Source organism: Marinactinospora rubrisoli (assembly GCF_042664915.1).
Taxonomy (GTDB): Bacteria; Actinomycetota; Actinomycetes; order Streptosporangiales; family Streptosporangiaceae; genus Marinitenerispora; species Marinitenerispora rubrisoli.
The window spans coordinates 253775-271228 of sequence record NZ_JBHTBH010000002.1 but is presented as its reverse complement, the minus strand read 5'-3'; the positions used below and the strand labels follow the sequence as shown (position 1 = coordinate 271228).

The following is a 17454-nucleotide window of genomic DNA, read 5'->3' as shown; positions in this document are numbered from 1 at the left end:
GCGGGGCGGGACGCGGGCCATCCGCGTCCCGCCCCGTTTCAGCCGATCGGGACTGAGCGACAAAGGGAATCTACGCCGTCAAGATCGACGTCTTGGTCAAATCGGACATCCGATCTCCGGTCACGCCTCCTCGGCCCGCCGGCTCGTCCGCAGCCACACCGCCGTGTCGCCGGGGAGCGTCCCGCCACTCACCTCGCCGCTCGCGACGATCACCTCGCCCTCCGGGAGCGGGACCGCCGTGGGGCCGGTGTTGACCAGCACCAGCACGTTCTCGCCGCGCCAGAAGGCCAGCACGTCGCCGTCGTCGTGGGTCGCGTCCCAGGCGAACGACTCGTCGCGGGAGAACGCCCGGCGTTCCCGGATCGCGGTGCGGAACAGCTCCAGCGTGGAGTCCGGGTCGCCGGTCTGCGCCGCCACCGACAAGTCGCTCCAGCCGGGCGGCTGCGGCAGCCAGCCCGGGGCGGTGCCGAAGCCCAGGGACGGCCCGGAACGCTCCCACGGCATCGGGACCCGGCAGCCGTCGCGCCCCTTGGCGGTGTGGCCGGTGCGCTCCCACTTCGGGTCCTGAAGCACCTCGGCCGGCAGGTCGGCCACCTCCGGGAGCCCCAGCTCCTCACCCTGGTAGATGTAGGTCGACCCCGGCAGCGCCAGTTCCAGCAGCGCCGCCGCGCGGGCCCGGCGCCGGCCCAGGGCCAGGTCGGGGACGGGGTCGGTGCCGTCGCTGAGCAGCCACGCGGTGAGGTCGGTGCCGGGGGGCAGGCCGAAGTGCGAGGCGGGGCGGACCACGTCGTGGTTGGACAGCACCCACGTGGCGACCGTGTCCACCGACGTGGCGTCGGCGATGGAGGTGTCGATCACCTTCCGGTAGTCGACCGCGTCCCACGGGCAGCGCAGGAACTCGAAGTTGAACGCCTGCTGCAGCTCGTCGGACCGCAGATAGCGCACCAGCCGGTCGCTGGGCAGCCACGCCTCGGCCACCGCGATCCGCGGCGGGTCGAACTCCTCGAAGACCTGGCGCCACTCCCGGTAGATCTCGTGCGTCTCCGGCCGGTCCCAGTGCGGGTGGTCGGGGTTGGCGGTGATGTCGGACAGGCCGTTGCTCTCGGCGTCGGGCACCAGCACGACGTCGCGCAGCGGCTCGGTGAGGTCCTTCATCAGGGCGTAGGCGACGTCCACCCGGAACCCGTCCACCCCGCGCCGGCTCCAGTAGCGGAGGATGTCGAGGAACTCGGCGCGGACCTCGGGGTTGGCCCAGTTGAGGTCGGGCTGTTCCCGGGCGAACAGGTGCAGGTACCACTGGCCGTCCGGCACGCGGGTCCAGGCGGGACCGCCGAACCGCGACTCCCAGTTGCTCGGCGGCAGCTCCCCGTCGGGGCCCTTCCCATCGCGGAAGATGTAGCGCTCGCGCTCCGGCGACCCGGGGCCGGCGGCCAGCGCCTGCTGGAACCAGGTGTGCCGGTCGGAGGTGTGGTTGGGCACGATGTCGACGATCACCCGGATGCCGCGGTCGTGGGCGGCCGCGACCAGTTCGTCGAAGTCGTCCAGCGTGCCGAGCAGCGGATCCACGTCGCGGAAGTCGGCGACGTCGTACCCGCCGTCGGCCCAGGGGGAGGGGTAGAACGGCGACAGCCAGACGGCGTCCACTCCCAGTGCCGCGAGGTGGTCCAGCCGCCGGGTGATCCCGGCGATGTTGCCGACACCGTCGCCGTCGGTGTCGGCGAAACTGCGGGGGTAGATCTGGTAAATGACCGCGTCGCGCCACCAGGTGTCGCTCATTGTCTCCCTCTGAGGTCGGTGTGACTGTGGAGGTGCATGCCGGGGGACGTGCGGGGGACGGAGGTGGACCGGCGGACGACGAGCTCGGTGGGGAGCCGCAGGTGCTCGGCGCGGTCGGCGGTGCCGCGCAGCAGGCGGGCCGTCAGGCGGGCCGCCTCGGCGCCCAGCTCGTGGACCGGCTGCGCCACGGTGGTCAGGTCCAGTACCGCGGCGACGTCGTTGTCGTCGAAGCCCAGCAGGGACACCGCCTCGGGCACGGGCACCCGTGAGCGGCGCAGTACCGCGAGCGCGCCGAAGGCGACGTCGTCGGACTCGGCGAACACCGCGGTGGGCGGGGACGGCGCACCGAGCAGCCGGGCCATCGCGGCGGCGCCGCCCCGCTGGCCGGCCCGGTCGGTGACGACGAGCGGCTCGGCGCCGGCCTCGGCCATGGCCTGGAGATAGCCGTCCCTGCGGTGCAGCGAGCCCCAGGAGAATCCGGTCTCGTCCCGCGACTGCACGTAGGCCACGCGCCGGTGCCCGAGGTTGAGCAGGTGCCGGGTGCCCGCCGCCGCGGCGGCCACGTTGTCGATGAACACGCTCGGGCGTCCCTCGGCCCGCTGGCTGCAGTAGACGACCGGAACGCCGATGTCGTCCAGTTGCTTGGTCTCGCGGTCGTCGAGGTCCAGGGAGACGGCGATGACGGCGTCCACGTTGCGCCGCAGTGGCAGCGCCTGCACGTATCCGTCGAGCGCCTCGGCGTCGCCCACCTCGTAGACGAGCATGTCCAGCCCGGCGGCGCGGAGCTCGGGGCTGATGCCGGCGAGGGCCGCGCCGAAGAACCACGGCCGCAGGAACGGCACGATCACCGCCACGCGGCCGGTGGCGCCGGTGACGAGACTGGAGGCGTCGCGCGACACGACGTAGGAGAGCTCGGCCGCGGCGCGCTCGACCCGCGCGCGCACGGCGGGTGAGACGCCGGGGGCGCCGCGCAGCGCGCGCGACACCGTGGAGAGCGAGACTCCGGCGCGGTGCGCGACGTCGCTCATGCGCGGGTGTTCCGGGGCCGCCATGGCCGGGATGCTAACCGGCGGCTTGCCGCATTGGCAACGCTGTCAGGTCAAGCGCGTACACATTGGCGCAATCTATCGGCCATTGGTTTCACTGAGTGTTGACTGGAACACACTTGAAATGGCAACGTTTGCATCCATCTGGGACGGTCCCTAGGAGTGACGCATGCGACTCTCGCGGAGGACGCTGCTGCGCGCCGCGGCGGCGATGGCAGCGACTTCGCTGGCCGGGTGCGCGACCGGTGGCGGGAACCCGCTCGCGGGCCGCAGTACCGCCGTTCCCGAGGAACCGGTCACCATCGGGTGGATGGCGCAGCGGCTCGCCGACAACCAGGGGCGGGACCTGCGCGACACCCTCGTCGAGGCGTTCCAGCGGCGCTACCCCAGCATTACCGTCCGGTTGACCGAGGTCCCGCCGACGACCGACGTGCGGCGCACGACCCTGACCACGCAGATCGCCAGCGGCTCTCCCCAGCCGGACGTGTACCTCGGCGACTGCGTGTGGCCGGCGCAGTTCGCGCACAACTCGCTGGCCGCGCCGCTGGGGGAGGTGTCCGCGGACCGCCGGTTCTGGGACGGCTTTCCCGAGCCGGTCGCCGAGGCGGTGCGCTACGGGCGCCAGGCGTGGGCCTACCCGCTGTACGTCGACTACGCCTTCCTGTACTACCGGGCCGACCTGCTGGAGAAGCACGGCCTGCCTGTCCCGCGCACCTGGGAGGAGCTGTCGCGGACCGCCCTGCGGCTCCGGGAGGCCGGTGACGTGCGGTACGGGTTCGTGTGGCAGGCGGCGTCGTCGGAGGCGCTGACCTGCAATGTCAACGAACTGGTGGCCGACGCCGGCGGCGCGCTGATGGACGCGGAGTCGCGCGAGGTCCTGGTGCGCTCCGACGCCGCCCGGCACGCCCTGGAGTTCATGGCCGGGCTGGTGGCCGACGGCGTCTCACCGGCGGCGGTCGGCACGTTCGCCGAGGAGCAGGCCATGACCGCGTTCTCCAGCGGTCAGGCGGCCTTCCTCCGCAACTGGTCCTACGCCTGGGGCGCGGCCAACGGTTCGAGGTCGTCCGTGCGCGGCCGGGTGGGCGTGGCGCTGCGTCCCACGTTCGACGGTGTCGGCCGGCCCGGCCGGTGCACGATGGGCGGCTGGCACAACTTCGTCAACCCGCACACCGAGCAGCTGGGCGCGGCGCTGGCGTTCGCCAAATGGATGGCCGGGGACGAGGCGCAGACCCTCATGGCCACCACGTCCCCGTACACGCCGACCCGCCGGGCCGTGCTCACCGCCCCCGACGTCGTCGGCCAGGACAACCCGACGTTCGGCCTCGCCTCGGACGCCGAACTCGTGCTGCGTCCCACGAAGTCGCCCTACTATCCCCAGATCAGCAAAGCCGTCTATACCAACGTCAACCCGATCGTGGTCGCCGGCGGCGGCGACGTCCGCGGCGCCGTCGACGCCATGGCGGACCAAATGGCTCAGGCACGGGATGGAGCGGCGCTGTGACGACGCTGAGGGAAGGAGCGGCCGTGCCCGCGCCACGCCCGCCGGAGAACGACGGCGCCCGGGCGCGCCGCCGCGGCGCCGCCCGCGGGCACCGGGACGCCGACGAGCGGCGGATGGCGCGCGTGGGGTGGATCTACACGGCGCCGTCGCTGGTGGTCATCGCCGCGGTGACGATCTTCCCGATCCTGTTCTCGGTGGTGCTGAGCTTCGCCCGGGTGCGGATCACCTACGACGGGTTCGCGGTCGAGGCGCTGACGGTGCGCAACTATCTCGCGCTGCTGAACTCCGGCGACTGGTACTACGCGATCGCGTTCACCGTCGGCTACACGGTGGTGACCGTCGCCGTGGAGCTGGTGCTGGGCACCCTGGCCGCCCTCATCCTGGAGCGGCTGGCGGGCGCGCGCGGGTGGCTGATGGCGCTGCTGCTCATCCCCTGGTCGATGATCACGGTGGTCTCGGCGCAGTTGTGGGCCTACATGTACAACTCGTCGTACGGGGTCATCACCTGGACGCTGGAGAGCGTGCTGGGGCTGGAGTCGGCGCCGCTGATCCTCGGCCGGCCGCTGCCGGCCATCACCGCGATGATGGTGGCCGACATCTGGAAGACCACCCCGTTCGTCGCGATCATCGTGCTGGCCGGCCTGGTGATGCTCCCCCGGGACGTCTTCGAGGCCGCCGAGGTGGACGGCGCGAGCGCCTGGACGATGTTCTGGCGGGTCACCCTGCCGCAGCTGCGCGCCACGATCGCGGTGGCGTTGCTGTTCCGGGTGCTACAGGCGTTCGGGGTGTTCGACCTGCCGTTCGTGCTGACCGGCGGCGGGCCGGGGGTGGCCACGCAGTCGCTGGCGGTGATGGGGTACAAGGTGCTGTTCCAGGATCTCAACATCGGCCCGGGGGCGGCGATCGCGACCAGCACCGGGCTGCTGGTGGGCGGTGCGTGCCTGCTCTGCCTGAAGGCGTTCCGGTCCCAGATCGGCAAGGAGGAGCTGTCATGAGGCGCCGCCGCCCGCGCGGCTGGCGCCGCGTGTTCAACCTGGTCAACGTCGGGGCGGTCGTCCTGGCGGCCGGTACCGCGGCGCCGCTGTACTGGCTGGTGGCCAACGCCCTGAAGCCGGGCGCGGAGATCGGCCAGGTGCCGCCGACGGCGTGGCCGGAGCAGCCGACCCTGGACAACTTCGAGGACGCGTTCGTCGGGGCCGGGTTCGGCACCTACATCGGCAACAGCCTGGTCATCAGCCTGTCGGCGACGCTCGTGGTGGTGGGGCTGTCGACGTTCTCGGGGTACGCGCTGGCGCGGCTGCCGATGCGCGGCCGGGGGCCGATCATGGTGGCGCTGCTGATGATCTCGGTGTATCCCGCGATCGCGGTGCTCACCCCGCTGTACCTGGCGGAGCGGCAGCTGGGGCTGCTCAACTCCCACCTCGGGCTGATCATCCCCTATGTGGCGTTCAACCTGCCGTTCGCGATCTGGATCATGCGCAACTACATGCTGGGGGTGCCGCGCGGGCTGGAGGACGCGGCGCGGGTCGACGGGGCCACGCCCACCCGCACCGTGCTGTGGATCATCCTGCCGCAGGTGCGCCCGGGGCTGTTCACGGTCGGGGTGTTCACCTTCACGGCCACCTGGACGGAGTTCCTGATGGCGCTGACGATCAATTCCCAGGACGCCTACCGGACCATCCCGGTGGGGATGGCGCTGTTCGGTACCGTCTATGAGGTGCCCTATGGCACGATCTTCGCGGCGGCGGTGTCGGTGACCGCGCCCATCGCGATCCTGGTGCTGGTGTTCCGCAGGTTCGTGGTCTCGGGGCTCACCGCCGGCGCGGTGAAGGGGTAGACCCGACCGGGCGGGGTGTCCGGGAGGCCAGGAAGGACACGTCCGGGGCATGGCGCAGCGCATCCTGCTGATCACGAACGATTTCCCGCCCCGCACGGGCGGGATCGAGACGTTCTGCTACGAGCTCGCCGTGCGGCTGCCCGGCGTGACGGGCGGATCGGTGGTGGTGTACACGTCGCGCGCCATGGGCGACCATGAGGCCGACGCGCGGCTGCCGTTCCCCGTGGTCCGCGACGCCGCCGGCACGCTGCTGCCGACGCGGCGCGTGGCGCGGCGGGCGGCCGAACTCCTCCGCGAGTACGAGTGCGACCGCGTGGTGTTCGGCGCCGCGGCCCCGCTGGGGCTGCTGGCGGGCGGCCTGCGCCGGGCCGGGGCGCGCCGGACGCTGGCCATCACGCACGGCCACGAGCTGTGGTGGGCGAGGGTTCCCGGAGCGCGGCAGCTGCTGCGGCGCATCTCGCGGGACGTCGACGTCCTGACCCATCTGGGGAACGCGACCGGGGACGTGCTGCGGCGGGCGCTGCCGCCCGAGGCGCGGGAGCGGATGGCCCGGCTGGCGCCGGGGGTGGACACGGAGCAATTCCGGCCCGACTCGGGCGGCGACGCGGTCCGCGAGGAACTGGGGCTGGGCTCGGCGCCGATGGTGCTGTGCGTCTGCCGGCTGGTGCCGCGCAAGGGGGTCGACGCGCTCGTCCGCGCGATGACGTGGCTGCGGGTGCGGGTGCCGGAGGCCCGGCTGGTGGTGGTCGGCCAGGGGCCGGACGAGCGGCGGCTGCGCGCGCTGGCCGCGTGGGCGGGGGTGACGGACCGGGTGGTGTTCGCGGGGGTGCAGAGCGCCGAGCGATTGCCCGCCTGGTACGCCGCCGCCGACGTGTTCGCGATGCCGTGCCGGAACCGGCGGGGCGGGCTGGAGGCCGAGGGGCTGGGCATCGTCTTCCTGGAGGCCGCGGCGTCCGGGCTCCCGGTCGTGGTCGGTGACTCCGGCGGCGCGCCGGAGGCGGTGCGGCACGGCGAGACGGGCTACGTGGTGGACGGCCGCGATCCCCGGTCGGTGGCCGAGCGGCTGGCCGGCCTGCTGACGGAGCCGGGCCGGTCCCGGGCGATGGGCCGCGCCGGGCGGGCGTGGGTGCTGGACGCCTGGACGTGGGACGCGGCGGCCCGGCGGGTCGCGGAGCTGCTGGAGCCGGTCTAGCCGAATGAGCCCGATGCCTTCAGCGGCCGCAAGCGGTCAGGGATCGTTCGATGGGCGCGCCGGTCTCCCGGTCGTGCGGGACCGAGGTGGCCGGGGCCGGTAGGCGCTGCCCGGCGCGGGCGAACACTCCCGCCTCGGTGCGCCCGCCGTGGGACTCCCCTCGGGGAGAGGGCCGCGCGAGGTCCTGGAGGCCATGGGCACCTCGGCCATGGCGGTGCCCGATCCCGCGCCGGCGTCCCCGCCGCCTTCTGACGTGCGCCACGACGGCGTGCGGGTGCGCCGCCGGGGACGGCCGCGGTGGCCCCTACCGGCCGTGTGCGCCGCTGGCGCCGGGGACCTGGCGTGGGTAGAGTGCCGAACGTCACCATTTACATGGACGACCTACTAAATCGCTGGTGTGCGGGAACTCTGCTGGAGGTCTGCATGACCGTGGAGCGTCGGCTGCCGACTCCGGAGGCGCGGGAGCTGCTGGCCCTGACCCGGGAGCTGGCCGAGAAGGAGCTGCGGCCACGGGCCGCCGAGAGCGAGCGGACCGCCACGTTCCCGCGCGAGGTGTTCCGCACCCTCGGCCGGGCCGGGCTGCTGGGGCTGCCCTACCCTGAGCGGTACGGCGGCGGCGGGCAGCCGTACGAGGTCTACCTCCAGGTGGTCGAGGAGCTCGCCACGGAGTGGCTGACGGTCGGGCTCGGGCTGAGCGTGCACACGCTGGCCTGCTTCCCGGTGGCCGAGTTCGGCGGCGAGCGGCAGCGCGCGGATCTGCTGCCCGGGCTGCTCGGCGGCGAGACGCTGGGCGCCTACTGTCTCTCTGAGGCGCACTCCGGCTCCGACGCCGCCGCGCTGCGCACCCGCGCCGAGGCGGTGGCTCCCGAGGCCGGGGGCGGGTACCGGGTCCACGGCGCCAAGTCGTGGATCACGCACGGTGGCGCCGCGGACTTCTACACGCTGTTCGCCCGCACCGGCGGACCGGGCCCGGACGGCATCAGTTGCTTCCACGTGCCCGCGAACGCCGAGGGGCTGGCCTTCGACCCGCCCGAGCACAAGATGGGGCTGAACGCCTCGCCCACCGCGGTCGTGCGCTTCGACGACGTCGCGCTGCCCGCAGCGGCCCGCATCGGCCCGGAGGGGCGGGGGTTCTCCATCGCGCTGGCGGCGCTGGACTCCGGGCGGCTCGGCATCGCCGCGGGCGCGGTCGGCGTGGCCCAGGCGGCGCTGGACCTCGCCGTGGACCACGCCCGCCAGCGCCGGCAGTTCGGCCGGCCCATCGGGGAGTTCCAGGGAGTGTCGTTCCTGCTCGCCGACATGGCCACCCAGGTCGCCGCGGCCCGCGAACTGTACTTGGCGGCGGCCCGCCTGCGTGACGCGGGCCGGCCGTTCGGCACGCAGGCGGCCATGGCCAAGCTGTTCGCCAGCGACACCGCGATGCGGGTCACCACCGACGCCGTGCAGGTGCTCGGAGGCGGCGGCTACACCGCGGACCTGCCGGCCGAGCGCCTGATGCGCGAGGCCAAGGTGCTGCAGATCGTCGAGGGCACCAACCAGATCCAGCGCATGGTGGTCGGGCGCGCGCTCGTCCGGGGGAGCTGAGCCGGGCCGCCCGGCCCCTGGCCGGGCACCGCCGGGCGGACCGGTGGAGACGCGGCCGGCGGGGCCGCCCGGAATCCGGGCGGCCCCGCCGGTGCGCGCGTGCGGCTCGGCGCGGTTACGCCTTGACCGTGGTGTCGGCGGCGACGTTGGCCGGGTGGCCGATCGCGAGGCCGCTCACCTTGTCGAAGTAGTGCAGCTGGCGGGTGTCCACGGCCAGGGAGATGGGCTGACCGGGGCGGACCGCGCTGCGCGGGTTGACGCGGGCGGTGAACACCGACTTGTCGCCGGAGAGCGGCAGGGCGGCGCCGACGGCGTCGTCGTCCTCGCCGTCGCCCGCGGCGTCGGCGGCGAGCGCGGCGGCGTCCTCGTGCTCCAGGGGCGGTGCGTCGACGGTGAAGATCACGTTGATCTCGGTGCCCAGTTCCTCGGTGACGTCGGCGACGACGTTCATGGTGCCGTTGTCGTGCGCGGCAAGGTCGGCGTCGTCGAAGTCGGAGGGGCGGATGCCCAGCACGATCTCGCGGCCGAAGTACTCGCGCAGCGCGGGGCGCTCCTCCAGCGTCTCGGCCGGGACCGGCAGGGTGTGCTCGGCGAACTTCAGGGTGGCGGCGCGGCCGTTCTCGGCGAGTTCGGCGGTGACGAAGTTCATCGCGGGGGAGCCGATGAACCCGGCGACGAACAGGTTGACCGGGTGGTCGAACAGGTTCTTGGGGGTGTCGACCTGCTGCAGGCGCCCGTCGCGGAGCACCGCCACGCGGTCGCCGAGGGTCATGGCCTCGATCTGGTCGTGCGTGACGTAGACGGTGGTGACGCCCAGGCGCTCGTGGAGCTGGTTGAGGGAGGCGCGCATCTGGACCCGCAGCTTGGCGTCCAGGTTGGACAGCGGCTCGTCCATGAGGAACGCCTGCGGCTCGCGGACGATGGCCCGGCCCATGGCGACGCGCTGGCGCTGGCCGCCGGAGAGGGCGGCGGGCTTGCGCTTGAGGTAGGGCTCCAGGCCGAGCATGGCCGCGGCCTCCTTGACGCGCCGCTCGATCTCGGGCTTGGGGGTCTTGCGGAGCTTCAGGCCGAACGCCAGGTTCTGCTCCACCGTCATGTGCGGGTAGAGCGCGTAGTTCTGGAACACCATGGCGATGTCGCGGTTCTTCGGCGGGAGGTCGTTGACGACGCGGTCGCCGATGCTCAGCGTACCGTCGCTGATCTCCTCAAGACCGGCGATCATCCGCAGTGCGGTGGACTTGCCGCAGCCGGACGGGCCGACCAGCACCATGAACTCGCCGTCGGCGATCTCCAGGTTGAGGTCGTCGACGGCCTTGACCCCGCCGGAGTACACCTTGTCGACGTTCTCAAGGACGATCTTCGCCATGGCTCAACAGCTCCTTCGTGCGTGGTCGGGCGCCGCGGCTCCGCCACGTCGGAATCTCCAGGCCCGCTCTGCGGCCGGCTCGGACCCCGGCGGACGGTGCGGGTGGTCGGAGGGTCCGGCGGGCGGGTGGTGCCGCCCGGTGTGCTTCGAGCGGATACGAGCGGTGTGTTCACTTGCTGATCGGTTCTTATCGATCGGTCGCCTGTATCGAACACTATTGCCGACCGTTTTGTCGAGACTGTGGGCGTGTTGCGGCGGGAAGTGTTCACTATTTGAGATATGCCACGACAGGGCGGGGCGTTTCGGCGCGCGGCGTGATCACTCGGCTGATCGATGCGGCGACCCTCGCGTCCGGACCCGCGGGGCCGCCGGAGTGGCGCCCGGCGTCGCGGGTGCGTTAGCCTGGCGGTCGATTACCCGGTCCCGGCCGCGTCGCGGACCCGCGGTCCGCGAAGGTCTCCACGAGGTCCGCCGACACGGGCGAGGGTTGCGGCGGTGGGTCGGCAGTCTGGGTAATCTACTGACCAGTCCAGCACTGGACGGGCCGGTCGAGCGGTCCGGTGCTTGCCCCGCTGGACGCCGCACCACGCACCAGGTGCGGCGGGAAACGGGGGAAGCGGCGGGGTTCCGCGACCGGGCGGGGGGTTGGACCCGGAAAAGGCTCGAACATCCAGTAGACAACGGTCTCCGCGCTCGCCGCCTACGAGACGGATCCGGTCCGAAGGGTGATCGGGCCTTTTTCCGTGTCCCCCCATCTCCGCCCGGTTCGGCCCCCGCGGCACCCGGCGCCACCGTCTCCCGCCACCCCGCAGGGGCGCCCCCGAGCCCGGCATTAGGCTCATAGGGTTCACGTCGGTCGGTGGAAGGTGAGCCGCAGGTGGTAGCCGAGGAGATCCCGCCCGCCGGGGCGGCGGCGCGGGACGTCACCCGCTCCGACGACGCCCACGGCCCCGGACACGGCCGCCGCGCCCTGGCGCTGCGCGCCGCAGCCGCAATCGGCTCCGGGCTGGCCCAGCTCGCCGCGCTGCCGCCGTACGGCCTGTGGTGGCTCGCCCCGCTCAGCGCCGCGCTGCTCGCCGCCGCCGTGCTCGGCGTGCGCGCCCGCCGCGCCGCATGGCTGGGCGCTCTGGCCGGCGCCGCGCTCATGGTGCCGCTGATCCGGTGGCAGCAGGTCTTCGGCATCGACGTCTGGCTGGTCATCGCCGCCGCCGAGACGGTGTACTACGCGCCGATGGCCATGGCGATGGCGTGCGCCGGCCGGCTGCGCGGCTGGCCGGTGTGGGTCGCCGCGCTCTGGGTGGCCCAGGAGTTCGTGCGGGCCCGGTTCCCCTTCGGCGGCTTCCCGTGGGGCAAGCTCGCCTTCAGCCAGCCCGGCACCCCGTTCACCGGGTACGCGGCCCTGGGCTCGTCGGCGCTCGTGACGTTCGCGGTCGCGCTCAGCGGGACGCTGCTGCTGTGGGCCGTGCTGCGCGCCGCGGCGGCCCTCCGGGACGGCCGCCCGGCCGCACCGCGGCGGGCCGGCACCGTGGCGGTGGTGGCCGTCCTTGGGGTCGCGGCGATCGTGGCCGGCGGAGCGGTCGCGCCGCGCCTGGCCGCGCCGGCCACCGACCACACGGTCACCGTCGCCCTCGTGCAGGGCGACGTGCCCAACCCCGGTGCGGTGGACATCCGCGGCGAGCGGATGCAGGTGCTGACCAACCACGTCGACGGGGTGCACGAGCTCGCCCGGCAGGTCCGCGCCGGCGAGGTGGCCCGCCCCGACGTCGTGGTGCTGCCGGAGAACGCCAGCGACATCGACCCCTACGCCGACCCGCAGGCCGCGCGGATGATCCAGGACGCCGCCGAGGACATCGGCGTGCCGCTGATGTTCGGCCTGTCCCACTACCTCGGGGACGGCAGCGAGCGCGAGGTCCGCAGCGTGGTCTGGGACCCCGAGGACGGCCCCGGCGCCTACTACACCAAGCGGTACCTGGTGCCGTTCGGGGAGTACGTCCCGTTCCGTGACCTCGCCGCCCGCCTGGTCACCCGCCTGGAGCAGGTCGGCAGCGACGCCGTCCCCGGCACCGAGCCCGGCGCGCTGCCGGTGGGCGACACCACCATGGCCGTGGCCATCTGCTTCGACGTCGCCTTCGACCTGCCGCTGCGCGAGGCGGTGCTCGCCGGCGGGCAGGTGATCGCCGTTCCCACCAACAACGCCAACTACAACTTCACCGGCCAGACCGACCAGCAGCTCGCCATCTCCCAGCTGCGCGCCGTGGAGCACGGCCGCCCGCTCGTGGTGGCCGCGACCAGCGGCGTCAGCGCGGTGGTCGGGACCGACGGGACGGTGCGCTACCGCTCGCCCGAGGCCGAACCCGCCGTGCACGTCGCCGAGGTCCCGGCCATGACCGGGCTCACCCCGGCCACCCGCCTCGGCGCCGCCCCGGAGTGGGCGCTGGCGCTGCTCGGCGCCGGCGCCGTCGTGGTCGCCGCGGTGACGGCGCGCCGCCGCGCGCGCTGAGGCGGCGGCGCGCCCGGGGCGGCCCGGAGAGGGCGAGTCAGGGGACCAGTGTGCCGCGCGGCACGATCGCGTCGAGGGCGGCCAGGTCCTCCTCACCCGGCTCCCACCGGCCCGCCGCGGCGTTGGCGCGCACCTGCTCCGGGCTGGTGGCGCCGGCGATCACCGAGGCGACGGCCGGCTGCGCGGCCAGGCCGGAGATCGCCACGTCCAGCAGCGACAGCCCGCGCTCCCCGGCGAACGCGGTCAGCCGCTCCACGGCGTCGAACCGGGCGTCGGTGAGCCTGCCCTCCATCCGGTTCACCCGGTAGCGGCTGTTCTCCGGCGCCGCCTGGCCACGCCGGTACTTGCCGGTGAGCAGGCCGCTGGCCAGCGGGAAGTAGGGCAGCACCCCGATCCCGAAGTGCTCGGCCGCCGGAAGCAGCTCGTTCTCGGCCCGCCGGTCCAGCAGGCTGTACTCGTTCTGCGCGCTGACGAACGAGGCGAGGCCGTTGGCCCGCGAGACCCACTCGGCGTCGGCGATCTGCCAGGCGGTGCGGTTGGAGGAGCCGATGTAGCGGACCTTGCCCTCCCGCACCAGGTCGGTGAGCGCCGAGAGCGTCTCCTCGATGGGCGTGGCCGGGTCCGGGAAGTGGAACTGGTACAGGTCGATGTAGTCGGTGCGCAGCCGGCGCAGCGACCGCTCCACGGCCGTGCGCACGTACCGGCGTGAGCCGAGCGCCTCCCACTCCGGCGTGCCGTCGATCCGGGTCCGGGCGCCGAACTTGGTGGCGAGCACGACCCGGTCGCGGCGGCCCCGCAGCGCCGATCCCAGGTACTCCTCCGAAGCGGTGCCCCCGTAGACGTCGGCGGTGTCGATGAGGTTCACGCCCACGTCCAGCGCCGCGTCGACCACGGTGCGGGTGGCCGCCTCGTCCAGACGGCCGCCGAAGTTGTTGGCCCCGAGCCCCACGACGGAGACGGACAGCCCGGAATTGCCGAGCCTGCGGTACGTCATATCGGTCATATCTCGGCGATTCCCGGGTACGGCGGATGCTATCCCCCGCCCGGTGCCGCGGCGGTTCGGAACCGGCCGCCCGCCCCGGCGGCGCGGGAACGTTCGCGTGCCGCCGCGCGTTCACCAGGGTGGGATGCCGACGTCGCCAAGGGGATGAATTCCATGCCGCTGCTGGCCGTGCTCGCGCTGATGGCACTGCCGTTCCTGGAGATCTGGGTCATGATCCTGATCGGCCAGCAGATCGGCGTGGCCTGGACCATCCTCGCCCTGTTCGCCACCACCGTGGCCGGCGTCCTGGTGACCCGGCGGGCGGGCACCCGGGCGTTCCGCGACGCCGACGAGGCGATGCGCACCGGCACCCCGCCGCGCGGCGGGCTGCTCGACACCCTGATGCTCTTCGTCGGTGGCGTACTGCTGACCGTCCCCGGCTTCATCACCGGCCTCGTCGGGCTCGTCCTGGCGCTGCCGGTCACCCGGCCGGCACTGCGCTGGGCCTTCACCGCGTGGGCGCGCCGCCGCATGGCGCGCATGACCGCCGACCCCGGCGGAGTCCGGGTCGGCGTCCGGGTCCCCGGGCAGCCGCACGGCGAGCCGCCGGCCGCCCGCCCGGGCGAGGGAACCGTCATCCAGGGCCGCGTGATCGGCGACGGCGAGTCGCCGGCGTCGTCCTGACCGGTCCCGCCGGCCGGGGCGGCCGGGCCCGCGGAACCCGCGTGGCCCCGAACGCCCGCCGTCGGGGACAATCAGGAGCGTGATGAGCGAATCCCGCTGGAACTACCTCATGGACATGGACGGCGTGCTCGTGCGCGAGGAGCACCTGGTCCCCGGAGCGGATGCCTTCATCTCCGAACTCCGGGAGAACGGCGTCCCGTTCATGGTGCTGACCAACAACTCCATCTACACCCCGCGCGACCTGCGCGCGCGGCTGCTGCGCTCCGGGCTGGACATCCCCGAGTCGGCCATCTGGACCTCGGCGCTGGCCACCGCCCAGTTCCTGGACCAGCAGCGGCCGGGCGGCACCGCGCACGTGGTCGGTGAGTCCGGCCTGACCACCGCGCTGCACAACATCGGCTACGTGCTCACCGACCGCGACCCCGACTACGTGGTCCTGGGGGAGACCCGCACCTACAGCTTCGAGGCCATCACCCGCGCCATCCGGCTGGTGCGCAACGGCGCGCGGTTCATCGCCACCAACCCCGACGAGACCGGGCCGAGCCGGGAGGGGCCGCTGCCCGCCACCGGCGCCGTCGCCGCGCTCATCGAGAAGGCCACCGGCCGGGCGCCCTACTACGTCGGCAAGCCCAACCCGCTCATGATGCGCTCGGCGCTGCGGGCCCTGGGCGCGCACTCCGAGAACACGCTCATGATCGGCGACCGCATGGACACCGACGTGCGCTCCGGCCTGGAGGCGGGCCTGCAGACCTTCCTGGTGCTCTCGGGCATCTCCGCGGTCGACACCGCGGAGCTCTTCCCGTACCGGCCCACCGCGGTGATCGGGTCGGTCGCCGACCTCATCGGCCGGTCCGGCGACCCGTTCGGCGCGGGCGGCTGACCGCCGCCGCACCGTGCACCCGGCCGGCCGCGCGGGGTGCGGGCACACCGTCCGCGCCCGCGCATCCCCGGTGGCCACCCGGGTAGTGATCCCTTCGGACCCCGCCGACGGCGCGTGGCGGCGGGGATCACGAGGGGGCGCCGGTGGCCAGAGGCAGGGTCGACTCGCCCGGGCGGCACCGGCCGCTGCGGGCCGAGGTGCGCGGCTGGCTGCTGGACGGCCTGCACCACGACGACCGGCGCCGCGCCGGGCCGCACGGCGGTGAGAGCCGCAGCCAGCACCGCTGGTGGCAGGTGATGTGCCTGACCGGGGTCGACTACTTCTCCACGCTCGGCTACCAGCCGGGCATCGCCTTCATCGCCGCCGGGCTGCTCTCCCCGGTGGCCACCCTCGTCCTCGTCGCCGTCACCCTGCTGGGCGCGCTGCCGATCTACCGCTGGGTCGCCGGCGCCAGCCCGCGCGGCCAGGGCTCGCTCGCCATGCTGGAACGGCTGCTGCCCTGGTGGGGCGGCAAGATGCTGGTTCTGGTGCTGCTCGGCTTCGTCGCCACCGACTTCGTCATCACCATGACGCTGTCGGCCGCCGACGCCACCGCGCACGTCCTGGAGAACCCCTACGTCCCGCACGTCCTGGACGGGCACGGCGTCGGCGTGACACTGGTGTTCCTGGCGCTGCTCGGCGCGGTCTTCCTGGCCGGGTTCAGCGAGGCGGTCGGAATCGCCGTGGTGATCGTCGGCAGCTACCTCGCCGTCAACGTGGTCGTCATCGCCGCGGCCGTTGCGCACGTCCTCGCCGACCCGCAGGTCCTCGCCGACTGGGAGCGGGCGCTCGTCACCCAGCACGGCGGCGACCCGCTGCTGGTCATCGGGCTGGCGCTCCTCGTGTTCCCCAAGCTCGCGCTGGGGCTGTCGGGGTTCGAGACGGGCGTGACCCTCATGCCGCAGGTGCGCGGCGGCCCCGGCGACACCCCCCGGCGCCCGGTGACGCGGATCCGGCACACCCGCCGCATGCTCACCACGGCCGCGCTCATCATGAGCGTGCTGCTCATCACCAGCAGCGTCACCACGACCCTGCTCATCCCGGCCCGGGAGTTCGAGCCCGGCGGCGCCGCCAGCGGACGGGCGCTCGCCTACCTGGCGCACGCCTATCTCGGCAACGGGTTCGGGACCGTCTACGACGCCGCCACCATCGCCATCCTGTGGTTCGCCGGGGCCTCGGCCATGGCCGGGCTGCTCAACATCGTGCCGCGCTACCTGCCCCGCTACGGCATGGCGCCGAACTGGACCCGCGCGGTGCGTCCGCTGGTGTTCGTCTTCACCGGCACGGCGTTCCTCATCACCGTCATCTTCGACGCGTCGGTGGAGGCGCAGGGCGGCGCGTACGCCACCGGTGTGCTGGTGCTGATGCTCTCGGCGGCGTTCGCGGTCACCCTGTCGGCGCGCCGCGCCGGCCGGCGCCGGGCCACCGTCGCCTTCGCGGTGATCACCCTCGTGTTCGGCTACACCACCGTCGCCAACGTCATCGAACGGCCCGACGGCGTGAAGATCGCGTCCTGCTTCATCCTCGCCATCGTCGTCACCTCACTGGTCTCCCGCGCGACCCGCTCGACCGAGCTGCGCGTCACCGAGGTGCAGCTCGACCGCGCCGCCCGCCGCTTCATCCACGACACGCCCCGCCCGCTGCGTTTCGTGGCGCACGAGCCCGGGCCGCGCGACCGCGCCCCGTACCGGGTCAAGGAGCGCGAGACCCGCGAGCTCAACCACCTGCCACCGGAGCTGCCGCTGCTCTTCCTGGAGGTGACGGTCTCCGACGCCTCGGAGTTCGCCACGCTGCTGAAGGTGAGCGGCGAGGAGTGCTTCGGGTACCGGGTGCTGCGGCTGCGCGGGTCGACCGTGCCCAACAGCATCGCGGCGTTCCTGCTGCACGTCCGCGACATCACCGGCGAGGTGCCGCACGTCTACTTCTCGTGGGCCGAGGGCAACCCCGTCACGGCGATGCTGACCTACCTGGTGTTCGGCGGCGGCGATGTCGCGCCGCTGACGCGGGAGGTGCTGCGCGAGGCCGAACGCCGCCCGGAACACCGGCCGCTCGTGCACGTCGGCTGAT

13 protein-coding genes are annotated in these 17454 nt (G+C 73.4%); 9 read left to right on the top strand and 4 right to left on the bottom strand.

The window, feature by feature from the left end:
- Positions 1-120: 120 nt before the first annotated feature.
- Positions 121-1776, bottom strand: coding sequence for a glycoside hydrolase family 13 protein (locus ACFQRF_RS05375; RefSeq protein WP_379869348.1), 1656 nt, complete (start codon positions 1774-1776; stop codon positions 121-123).
- The gene (locus ACFQRF_RS05370; protein ID WP_379869347.1) at positions 1773-2828 is read right to left on the bottom strand and encodes a LacI family DNA-binding transcriptional regulator; all 1056 of its coding nucleotides are present in this window, start codon (positions 2826-2828) and stop codon (positions 1773-1775) included. The genes ACFQRF_RS05375 and ACFQRF_RS05370 overlap by 4 nt, the downstream gene beginning before the upstream one ends.
- Positions 2829-2991: 163 nt before the next feature.
- Between ACFQRF_RS05370 and ACFQRF_RS05365 the strand changes: the two genes are divergently transcribed.
- From ACFQRF_RS05365 to ACFQRF_RS05345, 5 genes are all read left to right on the top strand, one after another.
- Complete coding sequence (locus ACFQRF_RS05365) at positions 2992-4323, top strand: ABC transporter substrate-binding protein (protein WP_379869345.1); 1332 nt, start codon at positions 2992-2994, stop codon at positions 4321-4323.
- Between the two features lie 23 nt (positions 4324-4346).
- The gene (locus ACFQRF_RS05360; protein ID WP_379869343.1) at positions 4347-5318 is read left to right on the top strand and encodes a carbohydrate ABC transporter permease; all 972 of its coding nucleotides are present in this window, start codon (positions 4347-4349) and stop codon (positions 5316-5318) included.
- The gene (locus ACFQRF_RS05355) at positions 5315-6160 is read left to right on the top strand and encodes a carbohydrate ABC transporter permease (protein WP_379869342.1); all 846 of its coding nucleotides are present in this window, start codon (positions 5315-5317) and stop codon (positions 6158-6160) included. The genes ACFQRF_RS05360 and ACFQRF_RS05355 overlap by 4 nt, the downstream gene beginning before the upstream one ends.
- Positions 6161-6209: 49 nt before the next feature.
- Positions 6210-7352 carry a glycosyltransferase family 4 protein gene (locus ACFQRF_RS05350; RefSeq protein ID WP_379869340.1) on the top strand — a complete coding sequence of 381 codons (1143 nt, stop codon included), beginning with the start codon at positions 6210-6212 and terminating at the stop codon, positions 7350-7352.
- 423 nt (positions 7353-7775) lie between these two features.
- Positions 7776-8936, top strand: a complete 1161-nt coding sequence (locus ACFQRF_RS05345) for an acyl-CoA dehydrogenase family protein (protein WP_379869761.1) — start codon at positions 7776-7778, stop codon at positions 8934-8936.
- A 115-nt stretch (positions 8937-9051) separates the two neighbouring features.
- Here the strand turns inward: ACFQRF_RS05345 and ACFQRF_RS05340 are convergent, their stop codons facing one another.
- Complete coding sequence (locus ACFQRF_RS05340; RefSeq protein WP_379869339.1) at positions 9052-10302, bottom strand: ABC transporter ATP-binding protein; 1251 nt, start codon at positions 10300-10302, stop codon at positions 9052-9054.
- A gap of 877 nt (positions 10303-11179) precedes the next feature.
- Here ACFQRF_RS05340 and lnt point away from each other — a divergent pair.
- On the top strand, positions 11180-12802 hold the full coding sequence (gene lnt / locus ACFQRF_RS05335; RefSeq protein WP_379869338.1) for an apolipoprotein N-acyltransferase: 1623 nt from the start codon (positions 11180-11182) through the stop codon (positions 12800-12802).
- A 37-nt stretch (positions 12803-12839) separates the two neighbouring features.
- On the opposite strand, the gene ACFQRF_RS05330 is transcribed toward lnt, so the two are convergent.
- Complete coding sequence (locus ACFQRF_RS05330) at positions 12840-13805, bottom strand: aldo/keto reductase (protein ID WP_379869337.1); 966 nt, start codon at positions 13803-13805, stop codon at positions 12840-12842.
- Between the two features lie 153 nt (positions 13806-13958).
- Between ACFQRF_RS05330 and ACFQRF_RS05325 the strand changes: the two genes are divergently transcribed.
- The 3 genes from ACFQRF_RS05325 to ACFQRF_RS05315 all read left to right on the top strand — a co-directional run bounded on the left by ACFQRF_RS05325 (position 13959) and on the right by ACFQRF_RS05315 (position 17453).
- Positions 13959-14468, top strand: coding sequence for an FxsA family protein (locus ACFQRF_RS05325; protein WP_379869335.1), 510 nt, complete (start codon positions 13959-13961; stop codon positions 14466-14468).
- Positions 14469-14550: 82 nt separating this feature from the next.
- Positions 14551-15348, top strand: a complete 798-nt coding sequence (locus tag ACFQRF_RS05320; RefSeq protein WP_379869334.1) for an HAD-IIA family hydrolase — start codon at positions 14551-14553, stop codon at positions 15346-15348.
- Between the two features lie 143 nt (positions 15349-15491).
- Entirely contained in the window at positions 15492-17453 is a 1962-nt protein-coding gene (locus tag ACFQRF_RS05315) for an APC family permease (protein WP_379869332.1), read from the top strand.
- Position 17454: the final 1 nt, after the last annotated feature.